The organism is Herbiconiux dendrobii, assembly GCF_052048175.1.
Taxonomy (GTDB): Bacteria; Actinomycetota; Actinomycetes; order Actinomycetales; family Microbacteriaceae; genus Herbiconiux.
The window spans coordinates 1-15402 of record NZ_JBLZQV010000002.1; the positions used below are offsets into that span (position 1 = coordinate 1).

23 protein-coding genes are annotated in these 15402 nt (G+C 62.9%); all 23 read left to right on the plus strand.

Translation table 11 applies throughout. The annotated features are described in order from the left end of the window. Positions 1-221 (plus strand): hypothetical protein (locus ACN4JJ_RS04890; protein WP_440708792.1); only part of this gene is annotated, 221 nt, incomplete at its 5' end. Continuing rightward, positions 218-1057: a PD-(D/E)XK nuclease-like domain-containing protein gene (locus ACN4JJ_RS04895; RefSeq protein WP_440708793.1), complete on the plus strand. Its 840-nt coding sequence runs from the start codon at positions 218-220 to the stop codon at positions 1055-1057. The genes ACN4JJ_RS04890 and ACN4JJ_RS04895, both read left to right, overlap by 4 nt. Further along, entirely contained in the window at positions 1054-2025 is a 972-nt protein-coding gene (locus ACN4JJ_RS04900) for an AAA family ATPase (protein ID WP_440708794.1), read from the plus strand. Before ACN4JJ_RS04895 ends, ACN4JJ_RS04900 begins: the two co-directional genes overlap by 4 nt. Further along, complete coding sequence (locus ACN4JJ_RS04905; protein ID WP_440708795.1) at positions 2022-2348, plus strand: hypothetical protein; 327 nt, start codon at positions 2022-2024, stop codon at positions 2346-2348. Before ACN4JJ_RS04900 ends, ACN4JJ_RS04905 begins: the two co-directional genes overlap by 4 nt. Then, positions 2345-2707 carry a hypothetical protein gene (locus ACN4JJ_RS04910; RefSeq protein WP_440708796.1) on the plus strand — a complete coding sequence of 121 codons (363 nt, stop codon included), beginning with the start codon at positions 2345-2347 and terminating at the stop codon, positions 2705-2707. Before ACN4JJ_RS04905 ends, ACN4JJ_RS04910 begins: the two co-directional genes overlap by 4 nt. 482 nt (positions 2708-3189) lie before the next feature. After that, a complete protein-coding gene (locus ACN4JJ_RS04915; protein WP_440708797.1) occupies positions 3190-4032 on the plus strand; it encodes a phage replication protein O in 843 nt (280 codons plus the stop codon). Continuing rightward, on the plus strand, positions 4032-4427 hold the full coding sequence (locus ACN4JJ_RS04920; protein ID WP_440708798.1) for a hypothetical protein: 396 nt from the start codon (positions 4032-4034) through the stop codon (positions 4425-4427). Before ACN4JJ_RS04915 ends, ACN4JJ_RS04920 begins: the two co-directional genes overlap by 1 nt. Continuing rightward, a complete protein-coding gene (locus ACN4JJ_RS04925) occupies positions 4427-4708 on the plus strand; it encodes a hypothetical protein (protein ID WP_440708799.1) in 282 nt (93 codons plus the stop codon). Before ACN4JJ_RS04920 ends, ACN4JJ_RS04925 begins: the two co-directional genes overlap by 1 nt. Positions 4709-4719: 11 nt before the next feature. Further along, a complete protein-coding gene (locus ACN4JJ_RS04930; protein ID WP_440708800.1) occupies positions 4720-5079 on the plus strand; it encodes a hypothetical protein in 360 nt (119 codons plus the stop codon). Then, positions 5079-5525, plus strand: coding sequence for a single-stranded DNA-binding protein (locus tag ACN4JJ_RS04935; protein WP_440708801.1), 447 nt, complete (start codon positions 5079-5081; stop codon positions 5523-5525). The genes ACN4JJ_RS04930 and ACN4JJ_RS04935 overlap by 1 nt, the downstream gene beginning before the upstream one ends. A gap of 71 nt (positions 5526-5596) precedes the next feature. Next, the gene (locus ACN4JJ_RS04940; RefSeq protein WP_440708802.1) at positions 5597-6064 is read left to right on the plus strand and encodes an HNH endonuclease signature motif containing protein; all 468 of its coding nucleotides are present in this window, start codon (positions 5597-5599) and stop codon (positions 6062-6064) included. Further along, positions 6061-6318 (plus strand): glutaredoxin domain-containing protein, encoded by a 258-nt coding sequence (locus ACN4JJ_RS04945; RefSeq protein ID WP_440708803.1) that lies wholly within the window; start codon positions 6061-6063, stop codon positions 6316-6318. The genes ACN4JJ_RS04940 and ACN4JJ_RS04945 overlap by 4 nt, the downstream gene beginning before the upstream one ends. Before the next feature lie 139 nt (positions 6319-6457). After that, complete coding sequence (locus ACN4JJ_RS04950; protein ID WP_440708804.1) at positions 6458-7195, plus strand: DNA cytosine methyltransferase; 738 nt, start codon at positions 6458-6460, stop codon at positions 7193-7195. Positions 7196-7307: 112 nt separating this feature from the next. Continuing rightward, complete coding sequence (locus ACN4JJ_RS04955; protein WP_440708805.1) at positions 7308-7514, plus strand: hypothetical protein; 207 nt, start codon at positions 7308-7310, stop codon at positions 7512-7514. Further along, on the plus strand, positions 7514-7690 hold the full coding sequence (locus tag ACN4JJ_RS04960; protein WP_440708806.1) for a hypothetical protein: 177 nt from the start codon (positions 7514-7516) through the stop codon (positions 7688-7690). The genes ACN4JJ_RS04955 and ACN4JJ_RS04960 overlap by 1 nt, the downstream gene beginning before the upstream one ends. 142 nt (positions 7691-7832) lie before the next feature. Then, positions 7833-8459: a DUF7341 domain-containing protein gene (locus tag ACN4JJ_RS04965; RefSeq protein WP_440708807.1), complete on the plus strand. Its 627-nt coding sequence runs from the start codon at positions 7833-7835 to the stop codon at positions 8457-8459. Between the two features lie 338 nt (positions 8460-8797). Beyond that, complete coding sequence (locus ACN4JJ_RS04970) at positions 8798-9103, plus strand: hypothetical protein (protein ID WP_440708808.1); 306 nt, start codon at positions 8798-8800, stop codon at positions 9101-9103. After that, positions 9100-9438, plus strand: coding sequence for a hypothetical protein (locus tag ACN4JJ_RS04975; RefSeq protein ID WP_440708809.1), 339 nt, complete (start codon positions 9100-9102; stop codon positions 9436-9438). The genes ACN4JJ_RS04970 and ACN4JJ_RS04975 overlap by 4 nt, the downstream gene beginning before the upstream one ends. A 165-nt stretch (positions 9439-9603) precedes the next feature. Next, complete coding sequence (locus ACN4JJ_RS04980) at positions 9604-9852, plus strand: hypothetical protein (protein ID WP_440708810.1); 249 nt, start codon at positions 9604-9606, stop codon at positions 9850-9852. A gap of 185 nt (positions 9853-10037) precedes the next feature. Next, entirely contained in the window at positions 10038-10556 is a 519-nt protein-coding gene (locus ACN4JJ_RS04985) for a helix-turn-helix domain-containing protein (protein WP_440708811.1), read from the plus strand. Next, positions 10543-11838, plus strand: a complete 1296-nt coding sequence (locus tag ACN4JJ_RS04990; protein ID WP_440708812.1) for a PBSX family phage terminase large subunit — start codon at positions 10543-10545, stop codon at positions 11836-11838. The genes ACN4JJ_RS04985 and ACN4JJ_RS04990 overlap by 14 nt, the downstream gene beginning before the upstream one ends. Before the next feature lie 8 nt (positions 11839-11846). Further along, positions 11847-13427: a hypothetical protein gene (locus tag ACN4JJ_RS04995; RefSeq protein ID WP_440708813.1), complete on the plus strand. Its 1581-nt coding sequence runs from the start codon at positions 11847-11849 to the stop codon at positions 13425-13427. A 128-nt stretch (positions 13428-13555) separates the two neighbouring features. Continuing rightward, positions 13556-14833, plus strand: a complete 1278-nt coding sequence (locus tag ACN4JJ_RS05000; protein ID WP_440708814.1) for a metallophosphoesterase family protein — start codon at positions 13556-13558, stop codon at positions 14831-14833. Positions 14834-15402 lie beyond the last annotated feature (569 nt).

Below are 15402 nucleotides of genomic sequence, written 5' to 3' on the forward strand. Positions count from 1 at the left end.
CCGGGCGCTACGGTGCGGCCACCGCCTCCGGGCCGAAGACAGTCGCCGTCGTCACAGGCTGGGGCGGCAAGGCAAAGGCCACCCTCGGCAACTGGATCGTCCTCACCGAACGCGACTACGACTGGAACGTTCTGGACATCCAGTCGCGGAAGGTCGATGGCGAGACGATCAAGGCTGACACCTTTTACGCGCTGCGAGGCGGCCAGGTGGTCGAGGCGTGACCTCAGCCCTCAGAACGAGGGATGGTGTAGTTCACGATCTGCCGGAAGCGGAGTACCACGTTGGCCCCGAGTTGTCTTCAACCGGGGCCAAACTGTTGCTCCGTTCCCCCGCCACCTTCCACTACCACCAGTCACATCCACGGAAGGCGAAGCCCGAGTTCGATCTCGGAACAGCTGTCCACTCGAAGGTGCTGGGGGTTGGCGCACAGATTGAGGTCATCCCCACCGAGTACCTTGCCGTCAACGGGGCAACTTCAACGACGGCGGCGAAGGCATTTATCGCGGATGCTCGCTCGGCCGGTCTGATCCCCGTGAAGCAGGACATAGCCGACAACGTGAACGCAATGGCCGAAGCCGTCGTGGCGCACAAGACGGCTCGGCGTCTAGTCGAGTTCGGGCGGGCCGAGGTGTCCGTGTTCGCCACCGATCCCGAGACCGGTGTGCGGATGCGGGCCAGGTTCGACTACCTCGCCGACACCGCCGTGGACCTCAAGTCCATTGGCACCACCGCTGACAGCGAGAACTTCTCCAAGCAGGTGGCGACCATGGGCTACGACGTTCAGGAATCCCACTACCTGCACACCCTCGGGTGCGCGACCGGGGACTTCTCCACCGGAATGCGCTTCATCGTCGTGGAAACCGAACCCCCACACCTTGTGCAAGTCCACGAACTGTCGAACGAGTTCGCCGAGATCGGCGCCGCACGAGCACGCGAAGCGAGACGCAGGTTCAAGGCCGGTTCTGAAACCGGCATCTGGGGCGGGTACGAACCCGAACCCCTCCCCCTTCAACCGCCCTTGTGGCACATCTACGGCAACCAGGAGCTACTGCAATGACTCTGAAGACACGCAAACCGACAGGCAGACCATCCTGGCCCCTCACGGTGCTCGCCGGCCGAGAAGGCGCGGGCAAGACCTGGGCGGCGCTCTCCGCCTCCGCCTCTCCCCTCGTCGGCCGCACTCTCGCCATGACGATCGATGAAGACCAGCCAGACGAGTACGGCGCCATCCCCGGCGCTGACTTCGAGATCGTGGACCACGACGGCACCGCCCGCGGCATCATTGCCACTCTGGATGAGATGGAGAAGGAACCCGATGTGGGCGGGCTCCCCACCCTGTGGGTCATCGACTCGGGCGGCCGCTTCTGGGACCTTCTCTCCACCAACGCGCAGACGAAGGCGAACTCGAAGAAGCAGAACTCGAACCGCACCGACGACTCCCCTGTGTCCGTCGAACTGTGGAACGAAGCCGCGAAGCAGTGGAAGCAGTTCTACGACAAGCTGCGCCGCCACAACGGGCCCGTGATCCTCACCTCCCGCCTTGAGCAGGTAGTTGTGATGGACGGGCACCGTCCGACGACGGAGAGGGAATGGAAGATCCAGGGGTACAAGACCCTCCCGTACGACGCGCAGGTGATCGTGGAAATGCCCGAGCGGGGTGAGTACCTGATCCGCAAGGTGAAGTCCACCCGGTTCACGCTCACGAAGAAGACCCCGAAACCGGACTTCACCATGGATTGGCTGTGGGGCGTTCTGGGCCTCGCAGACGGCGCCGACGCACGCACATACGGGGGGACTGTTCCTGACCCGGACGATGCCCCGTCAGACACGTCTGGGCGCGACTGGATGGCCGAGCTCAAAGAGGCAATCCCGATCGGCACTAGTGCTATCGCCGCGCTCGGTCTGGCAGCGAAGGCTGCACACGCGGACCCGGAGAAGGTCATCGAACCGATCTCGAAAGCGTGGCGTGAGGTCAACGCCAAAGAGAAGGCCGCCACGGCGGCAGAGCAGGAGAACGCAGCATGACCGAATTGATCGAGGACACAGACCGCCTCGAGGCGACTATTGCGCTGGCAACCGCACACAGCGCCGCCTATGCCCAGATGCTCGTCTACGACGAGGGGGTGGGAGGCCTAGGCGTGCGCCATCCCGAGATGTTCGCCGACATGCTGGCCTGGGATGGTTCGACCGAAAATGACCACGCCGACACCGTTCTCTGGCTCGCGGGCCTCGTTGCGCGCGCCTGGGACCAGGGCATGCGTTCGGGGATGAGCCGGGCCATGCGCAAGATGTCGGACGAACCCGGCCTGTCGCTCGAGATCGCGAACCCATATGAGGTGTCCGCATGAGCCGCTCCAAGGCGAGAGGCACGGCTTTCGAGAGGCTGCTCGCAGATGGCTTCGCTGCCGCACTCGATGACGACCGGATCGACCGTGCCGTCATGCGTGGCTCGGCCGACCGCGGCGACCTCACCCCTATTCGATCCCCCCACGGGCTGATCATCATCGAGGCGAAGAACGTGAAGCGTCAGGCCCTCGCCGAGTGGGTGGGTGAAGCGCAGGCCGAGGCGGGCAACGCGGACGCCCTGGCCGGGTTCGTTGTGCACAAACGGCGCGGTAAGGGCCAGTTCCAAGACCAGTACGTGACAGCCACGGTCAGAGAACTCCTGGCGGCCGTTTGGGGCGTGCAGACGGAGGCCCGCCCGTGATTTGCCGAACCTGCAACCACCCCCTGTACGTCCTGTTCACCGACCCGGTGGTGCCCATCTGCCTCCACGGATGCGAGGACGGCAACGAGTGACCATCAGACCGAAGTACGAGACCACCCCGAGGAGACCGCGCCAGGCCCGCCACGTCCCACCCGCGGCTCTCGCAGCACTCACGAACCGCGACGGCCACGTGAGTGCATGGACGGGCCGGGATGTTCCCGAGCTCGTTCCGCAGCACCGTCAGGGTGGGGCGGGTGGCCGGCGCGGGAAGCACCGCCTGTCGAATCTGGTGTGGTTGGAGTCGAGTATCAACGGGCTGATCGAGTCGGACTCTGGGTGGCAGGCGGAAGCCATGCTGCGGGGTATCAAGATCAGCCTCCACGCCGACCCCGAAGCCGTCGCGATCCGGCATGAGGTTCACGGGGCGGTCCTACTCAAAGACACCGGGGAGGTGATTCATGCCGAGAGATCAACGCCTGTACATGACGTTCCCGAACGACTTCTGGATGCACCCGAAAGTTGCCCCGCTCTCCGTTGAGGCGAAGTGGGCGTTCGTGGAAATGAACGGGTATTCGCGCATGCAGGACCTCGACGGGCGCATACCGGAGGTCATGGCTCACCGCCTGTGGGACCCGGCAACGCTCGCGCTCCTCGTGAGCTCGCACCCAGAGAAGCCGCTGGTGGTGGTCTCGGATGGCGCCTATGTGATCCGTGACTACGCCCAGCATCAGCAGACGACGGATGCTCGCGAGAAGTTGTCGCAGGCCCGTTCTGAAGCGGGTAGAGCGGGTCGCGCCAAGCAATTGGCGGGCAAAGGGCAGACACCTGCCGGGCAAGAGTCCGGGCAAGTGCCCGGGCAAAGCTGGGCAGAGTCAGAGTCAGAGACAGAGTTAGAGACAAAGAGATCTCCTTCTAACGAAGGAGATCCTTCTTTGTCCGAACCTGACGGTTCCGACTCGGGATTCTCTGCTGATGTCCATCGACTCTGCGACCTGCTCGCCGACCTGATCCGCCTCAATGGCAACAAGGTCGGGACGGTCGGCAAGGTCTGGTGGACCGCATGCGACCGACTCGTTCGGATCGATGGCTACACCCCGCAGCAGGTCGAGTGGGTGATGCGGTGGTCCCAAGCGAACGAGTTCTGGCAGGGCAATGTGCTGTCGATGCCGAAGCTGCGCGAGAAGTTCGACCAACTCAAGACCCGCGCCATGGCTGAGGCCGCAAGCAAGACCGCTTCAGCTGCTCCCCGGCAGACGGCGGCCCGCCGCAACCTCGGCACCGTCGCGCACTTCCAGGAGAAGAAGAGATTGGAGCTAGACCAGTGATGGATGAAGTGCAGGTCGCGGAGTTCCTGACGGTGGTCTCGATGATCGACAACCGAATTGTGGAGCCCGAGACGGTCACGGCGTGGCACAGGGTCATCGGGCACCTCGACTACGACACCGCCCTAGCAGCGATGGAGATGCACTTCGGTGAGTCCACCGTGTACCTGCTCCCCGCACACATTGCAGGTAACGCCCGCAGGGTGCGGGAGCAACGGCACCCGGCATCCCTGCCCCCTCAACGGGAGTACGAAGCCCACCCGCGCCCGGACAACTACGAAGCGATGGCTGCTGCGGCCGGCGACCCGGTTCGGTTCGCGGCAGAGGTCGCGATCTACAACGACCAGTTGCGTGCTGCGGGGTTCCCGGAAGTGCACCTCAACGAAAGGAGACGGTGATGACAGCCCTGATTGAAGAGCTATCGCCGGTGGTGACGATCTGCCGCGGTCCGGCGATGGAGGAGCGGGTTCGCGATTCGATGGGTGAACGGTGGTGCTTCAAGTGCCGCAAGCGCGCCGAGTTCGTCTGGGTCGTGATGACACCCGTCATCAATCTCGATGACCCGGACAGCCTCTACGCCGCCATGTGGGGTCCTTCAGCATTCAGCAAGTGCGGGAACTGCCATCAACATGACGGGCAACTGTTCCCCGGCTGGTCCTACCGCTGGGAAGACGATTGAGCGAACCGCGGGTGGACTGGGATGAGGTGGCGCGCCTCACCCGGGCCGGGTTTTCCGCCCAACAAATCGCTGTCATCTGCCGGTGCAGCGCCCGCACCGTGGCCCGCATCCGAGTCGAGACCGGAACCAGCAGCCCGCTCCGACCCCACCAGAGCGAACCCATCGACCGGGTGCGTCTCGCCCAAGCACAAACCCTTCTCGAGGACGGCGCCTCGTTCAACGAGATCAGCCGCACCCTCAACATCAGCCTCCACACCCTCCGCAAGTACTTCCCGGGCCGAGCGCTTTCCCGGGATGAGGCTGACGAGCATCGGCGCATGCAAATCGAATTCAACCGAATCCCCAACCACCTGAACAGAAAGGCCGCGTAATGGCAGGCGAAACCAACATCACCGTCGTAGGCAACCTCACCGCAGAGCCAGAACTGAGGTACACGCAGAACGGGCTGGCGGTCGCGAACTTCACGATCGCATCGACCCCCCGTACGTTTGACCGCGCGTCGAACGACTGGAAAGACGGCGAGGCGCTGTTCCTCCGCGCGAGCGTGTGGCGTGAATTCGCCGAGCACGTGGCCGGTTCGCTGACCAAGGGCATGCGCGTAGTCGTCACCGGGGCCCTGAAGCAGCGTAGCTACGAAGACAAGGAAGGGCAGAAGCGCACCTCGATCGAGCTCGAGGTTGACGAGATCGGCCCTTCGCTCCGGTACGCGACCGCGCAGGTGACCCGCACCTCGTCAGGTGGTGGCCGGCCGCAGCAGCAGGCCGCTGAAGAGCCGTGGGCGGCGGCCGAGCCGGGGTCGGGAGAGGTTCCGTTCTGACGACTACGGACTTCCGAACGCCCGAGCGATGGAACTCGGTCCCCGTCCCGGAACGCGTCGCGTACCGAGCAGTGAGCAAGGTTGACGAGTCGCCCGAGGGCTGCTGGATCAGCCGCTATTCCACGGGCTCGCACGGCTACTCGCAGATCGGATGGCAGGAAGGCGGGAAGACGCACATGGTCCTCGGTCATCGCGCCGCTTGGACTTTCGCCTTCGGTCAGGTCCCGCTTGGGATGACGATCGATCACACGTGCAAGACGAGACGATGCGTCAACCCGCTACACCTGCGCCTGCTCCCCAACTACGAGAACGCGCGCCGCGTATTCGGCGAGGACTGGGCGTTGGGCTACTGCAAGCGCGGCCACCCTTCGAGCGAGCTCCGCGAGTATCCGCGGAACGGCCGCATGTCGAAGGAATGCCGCATCTGCCGATCCGAACGCTACGCCCGCAACAACTGGCGCGTACGCCACCCCGGCGAGCCTTTCCCGGGCCGAGCGAACCCCACCCCAAACAACTCCACAGAGAACAGGACACCATGACAGCACCCACCATCACCGTGTACACCAAGTCCAACTGCCGCCAGTGCGAGGCCACGAAGAGATACTTCGGACGCAACGCCCTCACCTACGCCGAAGTGGACCTCGAGCAGTCCCCCGGTGACATGGCCGCCGTGAAAGCCCTCGGCTACCAGGAAGCACCCGTCGTCATCGCCTCCCTCGACGGGGTGCCCGGCAATGAGGTGCACTGGTCCGGGTTCAACCCCGGCCGCATCGACTCTTTGGTGGCCGCGTGATCGGCCGCCGTAAGAAAGTCGAGGCCGACAGGCCGGTCAAATGCGCGACCTGTGGAGGGAGCGGCATCTATCACTTGATCCGCCCTGACTTCGAGCAGTGTTTCACCTGCGGTGGGTGCCAAGGAACTGGGGTGAAACCATGAAGCCCAAGATGCTCGAGTTGTTCTCATGTGCGGGAGGTTCTGCCATGGGATACCACCGCGCGGGGTTTGATGTGTACTGCGTGGACATCGACCCGCAGCCCAACAACCCGTTCCCATTCCATCAGGGCAACGCCCTCGAGGTGATGACTCGCCTTGTGGAAGGGGGCCAATGGAACTTTCACTCTAATTACGACGACCAAGAGTTGGGTACTGTGCAGCACTGGGAATACTTAAGCCTCTCCGACTTCGCTGCCATTCACGCTTCGCCTCCGTGCCAGGGGTACACGAACCTGAATAACCACGACAAGAGCAAGTGGCCGCTGTTGATCCAGCCGGTGCGTGAACTACTTGAGCAGGCCGGCCTCCCGTTCGTGATCGAGAACGTGCAGGGGGCTCCCATCAGGCGCGACCTCACGTTGTGCGGGGAAATGTTTGGTCTGGGTGTAATACGGCACCGCTACTTCGAGCTCGGTGGCTGGTCGATGGAACCACCTGAGCATGTTCCGCATCGCGGTCGTGTGGCTGGGTGGCGTCACGGCGTCTACTACGACGGCCCATATGTCGCCCCGTACGGCAATGGTGGGGGTAAAGGTTCGGTGAAGCAGTGGCAGGACGCAATGGGCATCGACTGGACCGATGACCGCCACGAGCTAGCCGAGGCCATCCCCCCGGCTTACACGGAGCACATCGGCGCCCGGCTTCTTGAGCATGTGCGTCAGGCGGTGCCAGCATGAACGGCTCCGCGGCCGAACGGCTCCGCGCCGGCCTCCGCCTACTCATGGGTTCGGGCGACATCACCCCTCAGGGTGTGCGCGTGCTCGAGCAGATCATTGAGGCGGAGACAGCATGACGGATTCGCGTATCCGCCTGGTGTCGAAGGTGGGCGGTGGGGCCGAGTTGCGTGTGTCTGCGGATGCTGCGGCGGAGCTCGGCCAGGCCGGCATGGTCTCCTACCTGACCGGCCTGGGTATCAGCCCGCTACAGGTTGGCGCCCCAACGTTTCAGAAGACCCGGGGGTTGTGGATCATCCCCATCAGCAAGAAGGACGACTGATGGCAAGCGTGAAGATCGAAGTGACCGTAGGCGCCAGCACCTACGAGGTCACAAAGGTGGTGCCGATTCGGACGACTTACGCCGACCGCGACGAACCGAAACAGCCTGCCATCCGCGCGTTGAACGCGGCCGTCCGCGACATCAAAGCGGCCATCACGGCAGGTGAGGCCGGATGAAGCATCCTCTTGCCCCGCGTGTGAGCGCCCCGAACCCAACAGCGGATCGGGGCGTTTCCCATTCCCGGTGCTGCCGGAAGGCGTGCTGGACCCCGTACGGATGCCGCAACGAGAACTGCCCGTGTCACACGAAGGAGACCAGATGAGAGACCTTGAGGATGCGGTCACCGCCCTCACCCGACCCGTGGTCGAACACTTCCAGCAGACCGCCGATGACGGGAAGCTGATCAAGTTGCATTCGGCTGAACTGCCGTGCCTGTTCGACCAGTTGTACGCAGCTGTAGCACCGGGGGCGGAGACGGCGGCGGGGTCAACATCGTTGGCGTCGACCCGCAACCTGATCGACGGTGACGCCCTGTTTGAGCACGCGAAGATGGCGTCTCAGATCGGCGACTGGTGCCGCATGGTGTTCGTGCGGCCGACCCGGCACCCGGCCCCGGACTTGAAGGCGTGGTTCGACGCCTACAAGCACACCGACTCAGACCCCGACTGGTATGTGAGCACCCTGCGGAGGTGGCGTCATGTCATCGAAGCGATCCTCGACAAACCAAAAAGGTTCGAGGTGAGCTTGTGCCCGGTGTGCAAGTCGACCACGTGGACGGATGAGGCCGGCGCCACGTTCACTCACCCGATTCTGGTGGAGTACAAGGTTCCGAAGGATGGGGCGAAGATCTATCCGAAGGCGACGTGTCGGGCGTGTGATGCGGAGTGGGGTTCGTTCGCCGCGATCGAGGAGCTCGGCAAGGAGCTTGAAGAAGTCGCGCCCTGATGTATACCGACGACGCAGAACGGTGGAGAGATCCAACCCCAGCCCACTGGCACACGAAATACCTGCGGCCGTGGACACGCGAGAAGACGGAGCAACGACAAAGGCTGGTTGCCGAGTATCACCGAGTCCACGCAATCGAACACGCACGAGCCAACTCACTAATCCGGTGTCGCTTCTGTAACGGGTGGCCCGACCAAACGAAAGAACCCATTATGACCAGCAACGAACAGCCCATCACCTACACGATGCCCGAGCTCGAGGCTGCCAGCGATTTGGTCGCTACCCTCGACGCCGCATTCAACACGCTCAAGCACTGAGCCCGTGGATTGGAACGAAGCATGAACGAGAACGAAGAGAGCCAGCGCCGTCTTGCGGAGGTTGTTCGCCTGTTGAAGGAGATGCCGATCGTGTCTGCCTCCTCGGCGAAGGAGCCGCTTGTGGAGTTCCGGATGATCGACTTCACGCAGGCTATAGCGGTCGCTGTGGGCGAAACCAACCCGGCTGACTGGGTAAGCGTGTCATGTCCGAACACCGAGAGCTTCGAACACAGCCCGCACCATTGGAACGAGTACCGCGAAGGCCAGACTCCCCTCCGCGTGCCGCACTACTGCGACGGCATCTTCGCTGAGGGGGTGTCCGCATGACCGCCGAGAACGAGATCGAGCGGGAGCTGTTCCGGCGGGCCCTTATCAAGATCGAAGCCGACTTAGCCGAAGCGCGGTCGGTGACTTGGACTCTCGGCGCGGGAATGGAGCCGGCTCTCGAAGTGCGCCTTGCCAATGGGGCTGAACACCTCATCGCTCGCGTGCGTGGTCTCGAAGTTGACCTTGCCGCTGCTGAGGTCAGGGCGGCAGAAGCGGAAGCCGTCATCACGGAAGCGCCACACGCCATGTATTCGGATGAAACGTATTGCGCGACATTCGCCGGCGAGGACTGCGACTGCTGGAAGTCTCGCTACCGGGCAGGAGCCAACCAGTGAGCGTCACCATCACCCTGCGCCTGTCGGAAGCTGAAGCGAACGCTCTGCTCCGAGTTGAGGGCCGATCTGGCTGGCATGCGAAGCCATCGGTCCCTTTGCAGACCGCTGACATGAAGATAGTGCAGGCCATCGCTGGGGTGCGCGCAGATCGAGAGAGGAACGACCATGAGCAGTGTCCGAGACGACCTCGCGCGCGTGATCCGCACTGGCTTCTTCGGCCTGTTCGACCCCGACGTTGACGAAGAAGACCTCCAGATAGCGGATGCGGTCCTCGCTTCTGACTGGTTTGCCAGGGTCAAGAGGGAAGCGGGAGCCGCATCACTCGAGCAGGCCGCCCAAGAATCCGTGGAATCAGAGTTCAGCGGTGACGAAATCCTCGACCTGCTTCGTGCTTGTGCCGCCAAACTCAGATAGGGAAACGAATGACACCCGCGTAATTCTCGTGATAAGGTGAGAGAGCTTTCCAGGAGTCTGTCAACTTCCGGGAAGACCAAACACTTCAGAAAGGGCCTCTACTTCGGTAGGGGCCCTTTCGCATTTAACCCACGAGGCCAACGCCTCAACTCACAGGGCAAGAGGCCCGAAGAGGTGAACAGCACATGGCGACTCAAACGTTCACCGAAGAAAATCGCGCACGGCTTGTGGCGCTTCATGGTGAGGGCAAGTCTTGTCGGGAGATTGCTACCGCGTTGGGGTTCTCGCCGGCGACGATCTCGAAGCATGCGAAGGCGCTGCAACTGGACTTTGATCGGTCGCAGACGGACCTTGCTACACGGGCGCGGGTCATTGACCTAGCTGAGCAGCGCACCCTGTTGGCGCAGAAGATGCTGGTGGTTGGTCACGAGCTTCTCGACACGGTGGATAAGCCGTTCATTGTCTTCAACTTCGGCGGCAAGTCGAACACGTACCGTGAGCACCTTCTCCCGCGCCCCACACCTGACGCTCAACGGTCGATGGTGACGACGGCGGCTATCGCCTTCGATAAGGCCACACGCATTCTCGAGAAGTCCAATGGTGGGCTCGAGACGGCTGAGGGTGTTCTGGACAAGCTGGCTGAGGGGTTCAAGGCTGCCGCTGAGCAGTACCGGACCCCGGAGATGCCCGTTGAACCTGTCTGATGTTGAGCGGATCGTTTCCCGTAACCAGATCCTCTCCATTGTGGATTCGGCGAAGGCTACGATCGCGCTCTGGTCGGGTGCGGTGTCGGCGGGTAAGACGATTGCTTCGCTGTTTGCGTTCCTGCTGGCCGTTCGGGTGGCGCCGCGTAACGGTCTGATCGTTGTTGTGGGTCGCACCATGAACACGGTGTACCAGAACATTTTCGTGCCCTTGCAGGATGCGGGGCTGTTCGGGTCGCGCATCACGTCGCAGATCTTCTACACGCCTGGCGCCTCGTCAGCGATCGTGTTGGGCCGCGAGGTCATGGTCATCGGTGCGCACAACGCCGAGGCTGTGGGACGCATTCAGGGCGCCACTGTGGGCCTCGCCTACGTGGATGAAGCGGCCCTCCTCCCTGAAGAGTTCTGGAACATGCTCGTGTCGCGTCTTCGCGTCAAGGGTGCCCGCCTGATGGCGACCATGAACCCTGCCTCGCTGAACCACTGGATTCGCAAGAAGTGGATCATGCAGGCCGCCGAGAAATCGGTCATCCACTTCCACTTCACGATGGCCGACAACCCCGGCCTCGAACCCGAGTACATCGAACGCATGAAGCGCTCCTACTCGGGCGTGTTCTTCAACCGGATGATCAAGGGCGAGTGGACGAACGCGGCCGGCGCCGTGTACCCCATGTGGGACCCCGCCAAACATGTGATCCCGTTCGACCAGATGCCGCGCCTGCACGACGTGCTGGGTATCGGCATGGACTACGGAACCACCAACGCCACGACGGCGCTCATGCTGGGGATCACTGCGGAGGAAACGCCGCGGATGATCCTGATGGATGAGTGGGGTTACGACTCGAAGGAGAACGGCATCCGCCTGACGGACGCTGAACTGTCGAAGCGTTTCCGGAAGTGGTTGCCGCTCGAGCACACCCCATACCCGATGGTCGTGAACCCGCGGTTCATCATGCTCGACCCTGCCGCTGCCTCGTTCCACGAGCAGTTGTACGCGGACCTTGCCGGTACCGGTCTTGCGCCGTGGCATGCGAACCATGAGGTCCTGCCTGGTATTGCGACGATCGCGAACCTTCTCGACAACGACAAGCTGCTCGTCACCGACCGGTGCAAGGGCTGGCAGTCGGAAGTCACCGAGTACCAGTGGTCCGAGAAAGCCACCGACAAGGGTGTTGACGAAGTGGTCAAAGAAGACGACCACTACCTTGACGCCGGCCGGTACATCGCCCACTCCACCAAGCACATCTGGGAACACCAGCTTCGCTACTCACTAGCCGCATAGGAGGCACCGTGCCGCTTCCTTCGCCCAACACCGCCTGGCCGCCCGCACCATGGGACACCGCCTACCAGGCCTACCGTGAGAACGAAGCATGGTACCTCGGCGACGTGAAGACCCTCGAGTCGCTGTACGGCAACTCGCAGGCCGTGCGCCCTTCCCATCAGGTGAAGGGCCAGCCGCGTGCTGGTGGTGTGGTTGGTGCCATGTCGCGGTTCTTCTGGGGGCGACCTGTCCCGGATGGTGAGAATCGCACCCGCCTGCACGTGCCTGCCGCGGCCGATCTCGCGTCGATCGCGTCGGATGCGGTGTTCTCGGACCCGCCCGAAGTGCAGCTGCTCGTGGACACGAAGATCCCCAAGGAAGCGCAGGCGCGCCTTGACCTGATCGCGAACTCTGACGCCGCTCACGCCATGTTCAACACCATGGGTGAACTGAAGTCCGTGTTCGGCGCCACAGTCATCGTGTCCGAGTGGGACACCGCGATCGCGGACAACGTGTGGCTGTCCACCTACGGGGTGGACATTGTGATCCCCGAGTTCCGTAAGGGCAAGCTGGTCGCGGCCACCATGTGGACTGAGTACCGCGATGGGAGCGTGTACTGGCGTCACCTTGAGCGTCACGAGCCGGGCATGATCGAACACGCCTTGTACCAGGGGTCTGCTGACAAGCTGGGCCGCCTGGTGCCGTTGCAGGACCGTCCGGAGACGGCGTACCTCGCAGGTGTCGTGAACGCTGAGTCACGCATCCTCACAGGCATTGACCGGTTGACGGTCTCGTACAACCTGAACGCGCCCACGAGGGCGTGGAGGAAGAAAGGCGAGCTCGCGTATGCGGGCCGTTCCGACTTCGCCGGCATGCATCCGCTGTTCGACGCGCTGGATGAAACCATGTCGTCGTGGATGCGTGACCTGAAGCTCGGTGGCGGGCGCGTGATCATGCCCCAGGCGTTCATCGACTCTGGTGCTGCGGGTGAGGGTGGTTCGTTCGACTTCGGTCGTGAAGCGTTCCTCGGAATGCCGGGTCTTCCTGGCACGACGAGTGATGGCCTCACGAAGATGGAGAAGGTGCAGTTCGAGATCCGTGTGGATGACCACGAACGGACCGCGAACTACCTCCTGAAGAAGATCTTCCGGTCAGCCGGTCAAGGCGTCCGCGGTATCGGCAACGATGAGGCCGGCGACGTGACCGCTACGGGTGAGCTCGCGCGTGACAAGCGTGAAGAGATCACCCGGAACAAGAAGATCCTCTACGACAAGCAGGCCATCGCTGAGCAGTCGTCGGTAGCGCTCGAGCTCGACGGGAAGCTCTTCCCGGGCAAGGGTGGCGGCCGGTTCGATCTCCCCATGGTGATCTTCCCGGATGTGTCGCAGGTTGACCCGGAGAAGAACGCCCGCACGATTCAGCTGTTGGATGCGGCTGCGGCTGCGTCGATTCAGCGAAAGGTTGAGTTGGCGAACCCGGATTGGGATGAGAAGCAGGTGGCCGATGAGGTTGCTCTGATCAAGGAGGAGCGTGGCTCGATGAGTCCTGACCCGTCCACGTTCACCGGTGTTGACGAGGCCGCTGATGATGACGAGGTTGTGGTGCCGTGAGGTGTCTCATCCTCGTGACATTGCTCGCATGTCTGGTTTGGGCGGCTTCGCCGTCTGATCCTCGTGTGACCGTTCGCTCACATCAGCGGATGTAACCGTTCGTCCACACATGGAAGCAGGCCGTTTTGGTGTCTCTGGCTGGTAATCAGGCGTGGGCTGAAGCTGTAGCGGATCTCACCAAGTCGGAGCGGGACATCGCGGCGGAGTTCGGGGTTGCTCGTTCCACGGCCCATGACTGGCGTGTGGGGAAGGTGGGCAAGCGGAAGCCTGCCGCCGCACCTGAAAACGTGTCAGACACGCTCACGGGGCGTGCCGAGGTCGGTTCTGATGGTGGCGAGTTCACCGATGTGCAGACCGATAAGCCGGTCACGGACTGGACCGGGATCTTCGAACGGTTCAACCTCGACCCGGCCGTGTTCGAGATCATCGATGACACTGTGCGGATGTCCACGTGGGAGCAGTCGAAGCGGCTCGAGAACGGTGACCGGGACACGGTGCAACTGTTCTCGTACCGGGCCCGGTTCCGGCGCCGCACCCAGGACGCGCAAGAGTTCGCGACCGTGTTGGACCGTATCCGCACCTTCGAGTTCAAGCCCTCAGTGAAAGCCGTACAGGCCGCGTCGCTGGTCGTGATGCCGTCTGATCTTCAGGTAGGCAAGGTCGATTGGAACGGCGGCACCGCGGAGACCAGCGTGCAAGCGCTCGAGTCCTTCGCCCGTGCGGCTGAGTTCGCCCGCGAGTTCCGGCCTGCCGAGATCTGCATTGTGGATGCCGGCGACCCGATCGAGAACATCTACAACACGTCCTCCCAACTGGGGACGAACGATCGTGACCTTCCCGCCCAGGTGGAGGTTGCGCATCACATCTTCCTCACGGGTCTCGAAATTCTGTCACCGTTGGCCCCCAAGGTCCGGTACGCGGCGGTCTCAAGCAACCATGGGGCGCAGCGTCTCGGTCCGAAAGCACCAGCTGGTGATGCTCACGCCGACTACGGCCTTGGTATCGCCAAGATGATCCGTAGGGCGTTGCAGTTGAACCCGGCCGCGTTCGGGCACGTGGAGGTGCAGACGCCGGAACCGTTCATGGAGTCGCTGTACTTCGAAACCTCCGGGTCGCGAATCGGTGTTGTCCACGGTCATCAGGCCGGTAGCGCAGACAAGCTCGGGGAATGGTGGAAGGGTCAGTCGCACGGGCGCATGCCTGTTGCCGAGGCCCGCATCCTCCTCGCCGGCCACTTCCACTCCCTCCGCTACTACCAGTCGGGTGACTCGCGGCATGTGTTCGTGGGGCCTGCCTCGGATCGTGGGTCCTCGTGGTTCACGAACCTGCGGGGTGAGCAGGCGCAGTCGGGGATGCTGATGTTCACCACGGCCGATAACGAGTGGGACGACCTCCGTGTGGTGTGACGATCGAGACCGCGTATATGTGGATCGCCCGATCATGCACGCCGCCTGGCCGGGCCCGTCGTACTGGGACTGGCGATGCCGGGTGTGTCATCAACCCGTCGTAGATCACGCCCCTTGGTGGCTCCTGCTCTGGCATAAGCTCACCGCTTCATATCGCTGAGTATTAGTGCTCGGCTTATCCGTTCCACCCTTCGATGGGCAGAATGTTGCCCGTAATGAGGCACACATCATGCAGCGTCCCTGGGATGGCGAAGGCGAGTGGCAGTTGCCCACCGACGACCACGTGGGAGAAGACGATGAGTAAGCCCTCCGACGAAGAGGTGGCTCGTGCTCTCCACGATCGCATGGCCCACGATTACGTGCACGGCGGGCCTTTCGACTTTTTCGTGATCAAGGACGACGACCTCACGGACGCCTGTGTGGATGGGCATGGCGACCTCGTTGAGCTAGTCCGATTCGTGCGAGCTCATGGCTGACGCGCTGTGGTCGGGTCATAGGGAGCAGAACCCGCACCGCCCCGACTGGGAGACTCCGAAGGGTGCCATCAACGCTGATGTCGCCGCTGTGAC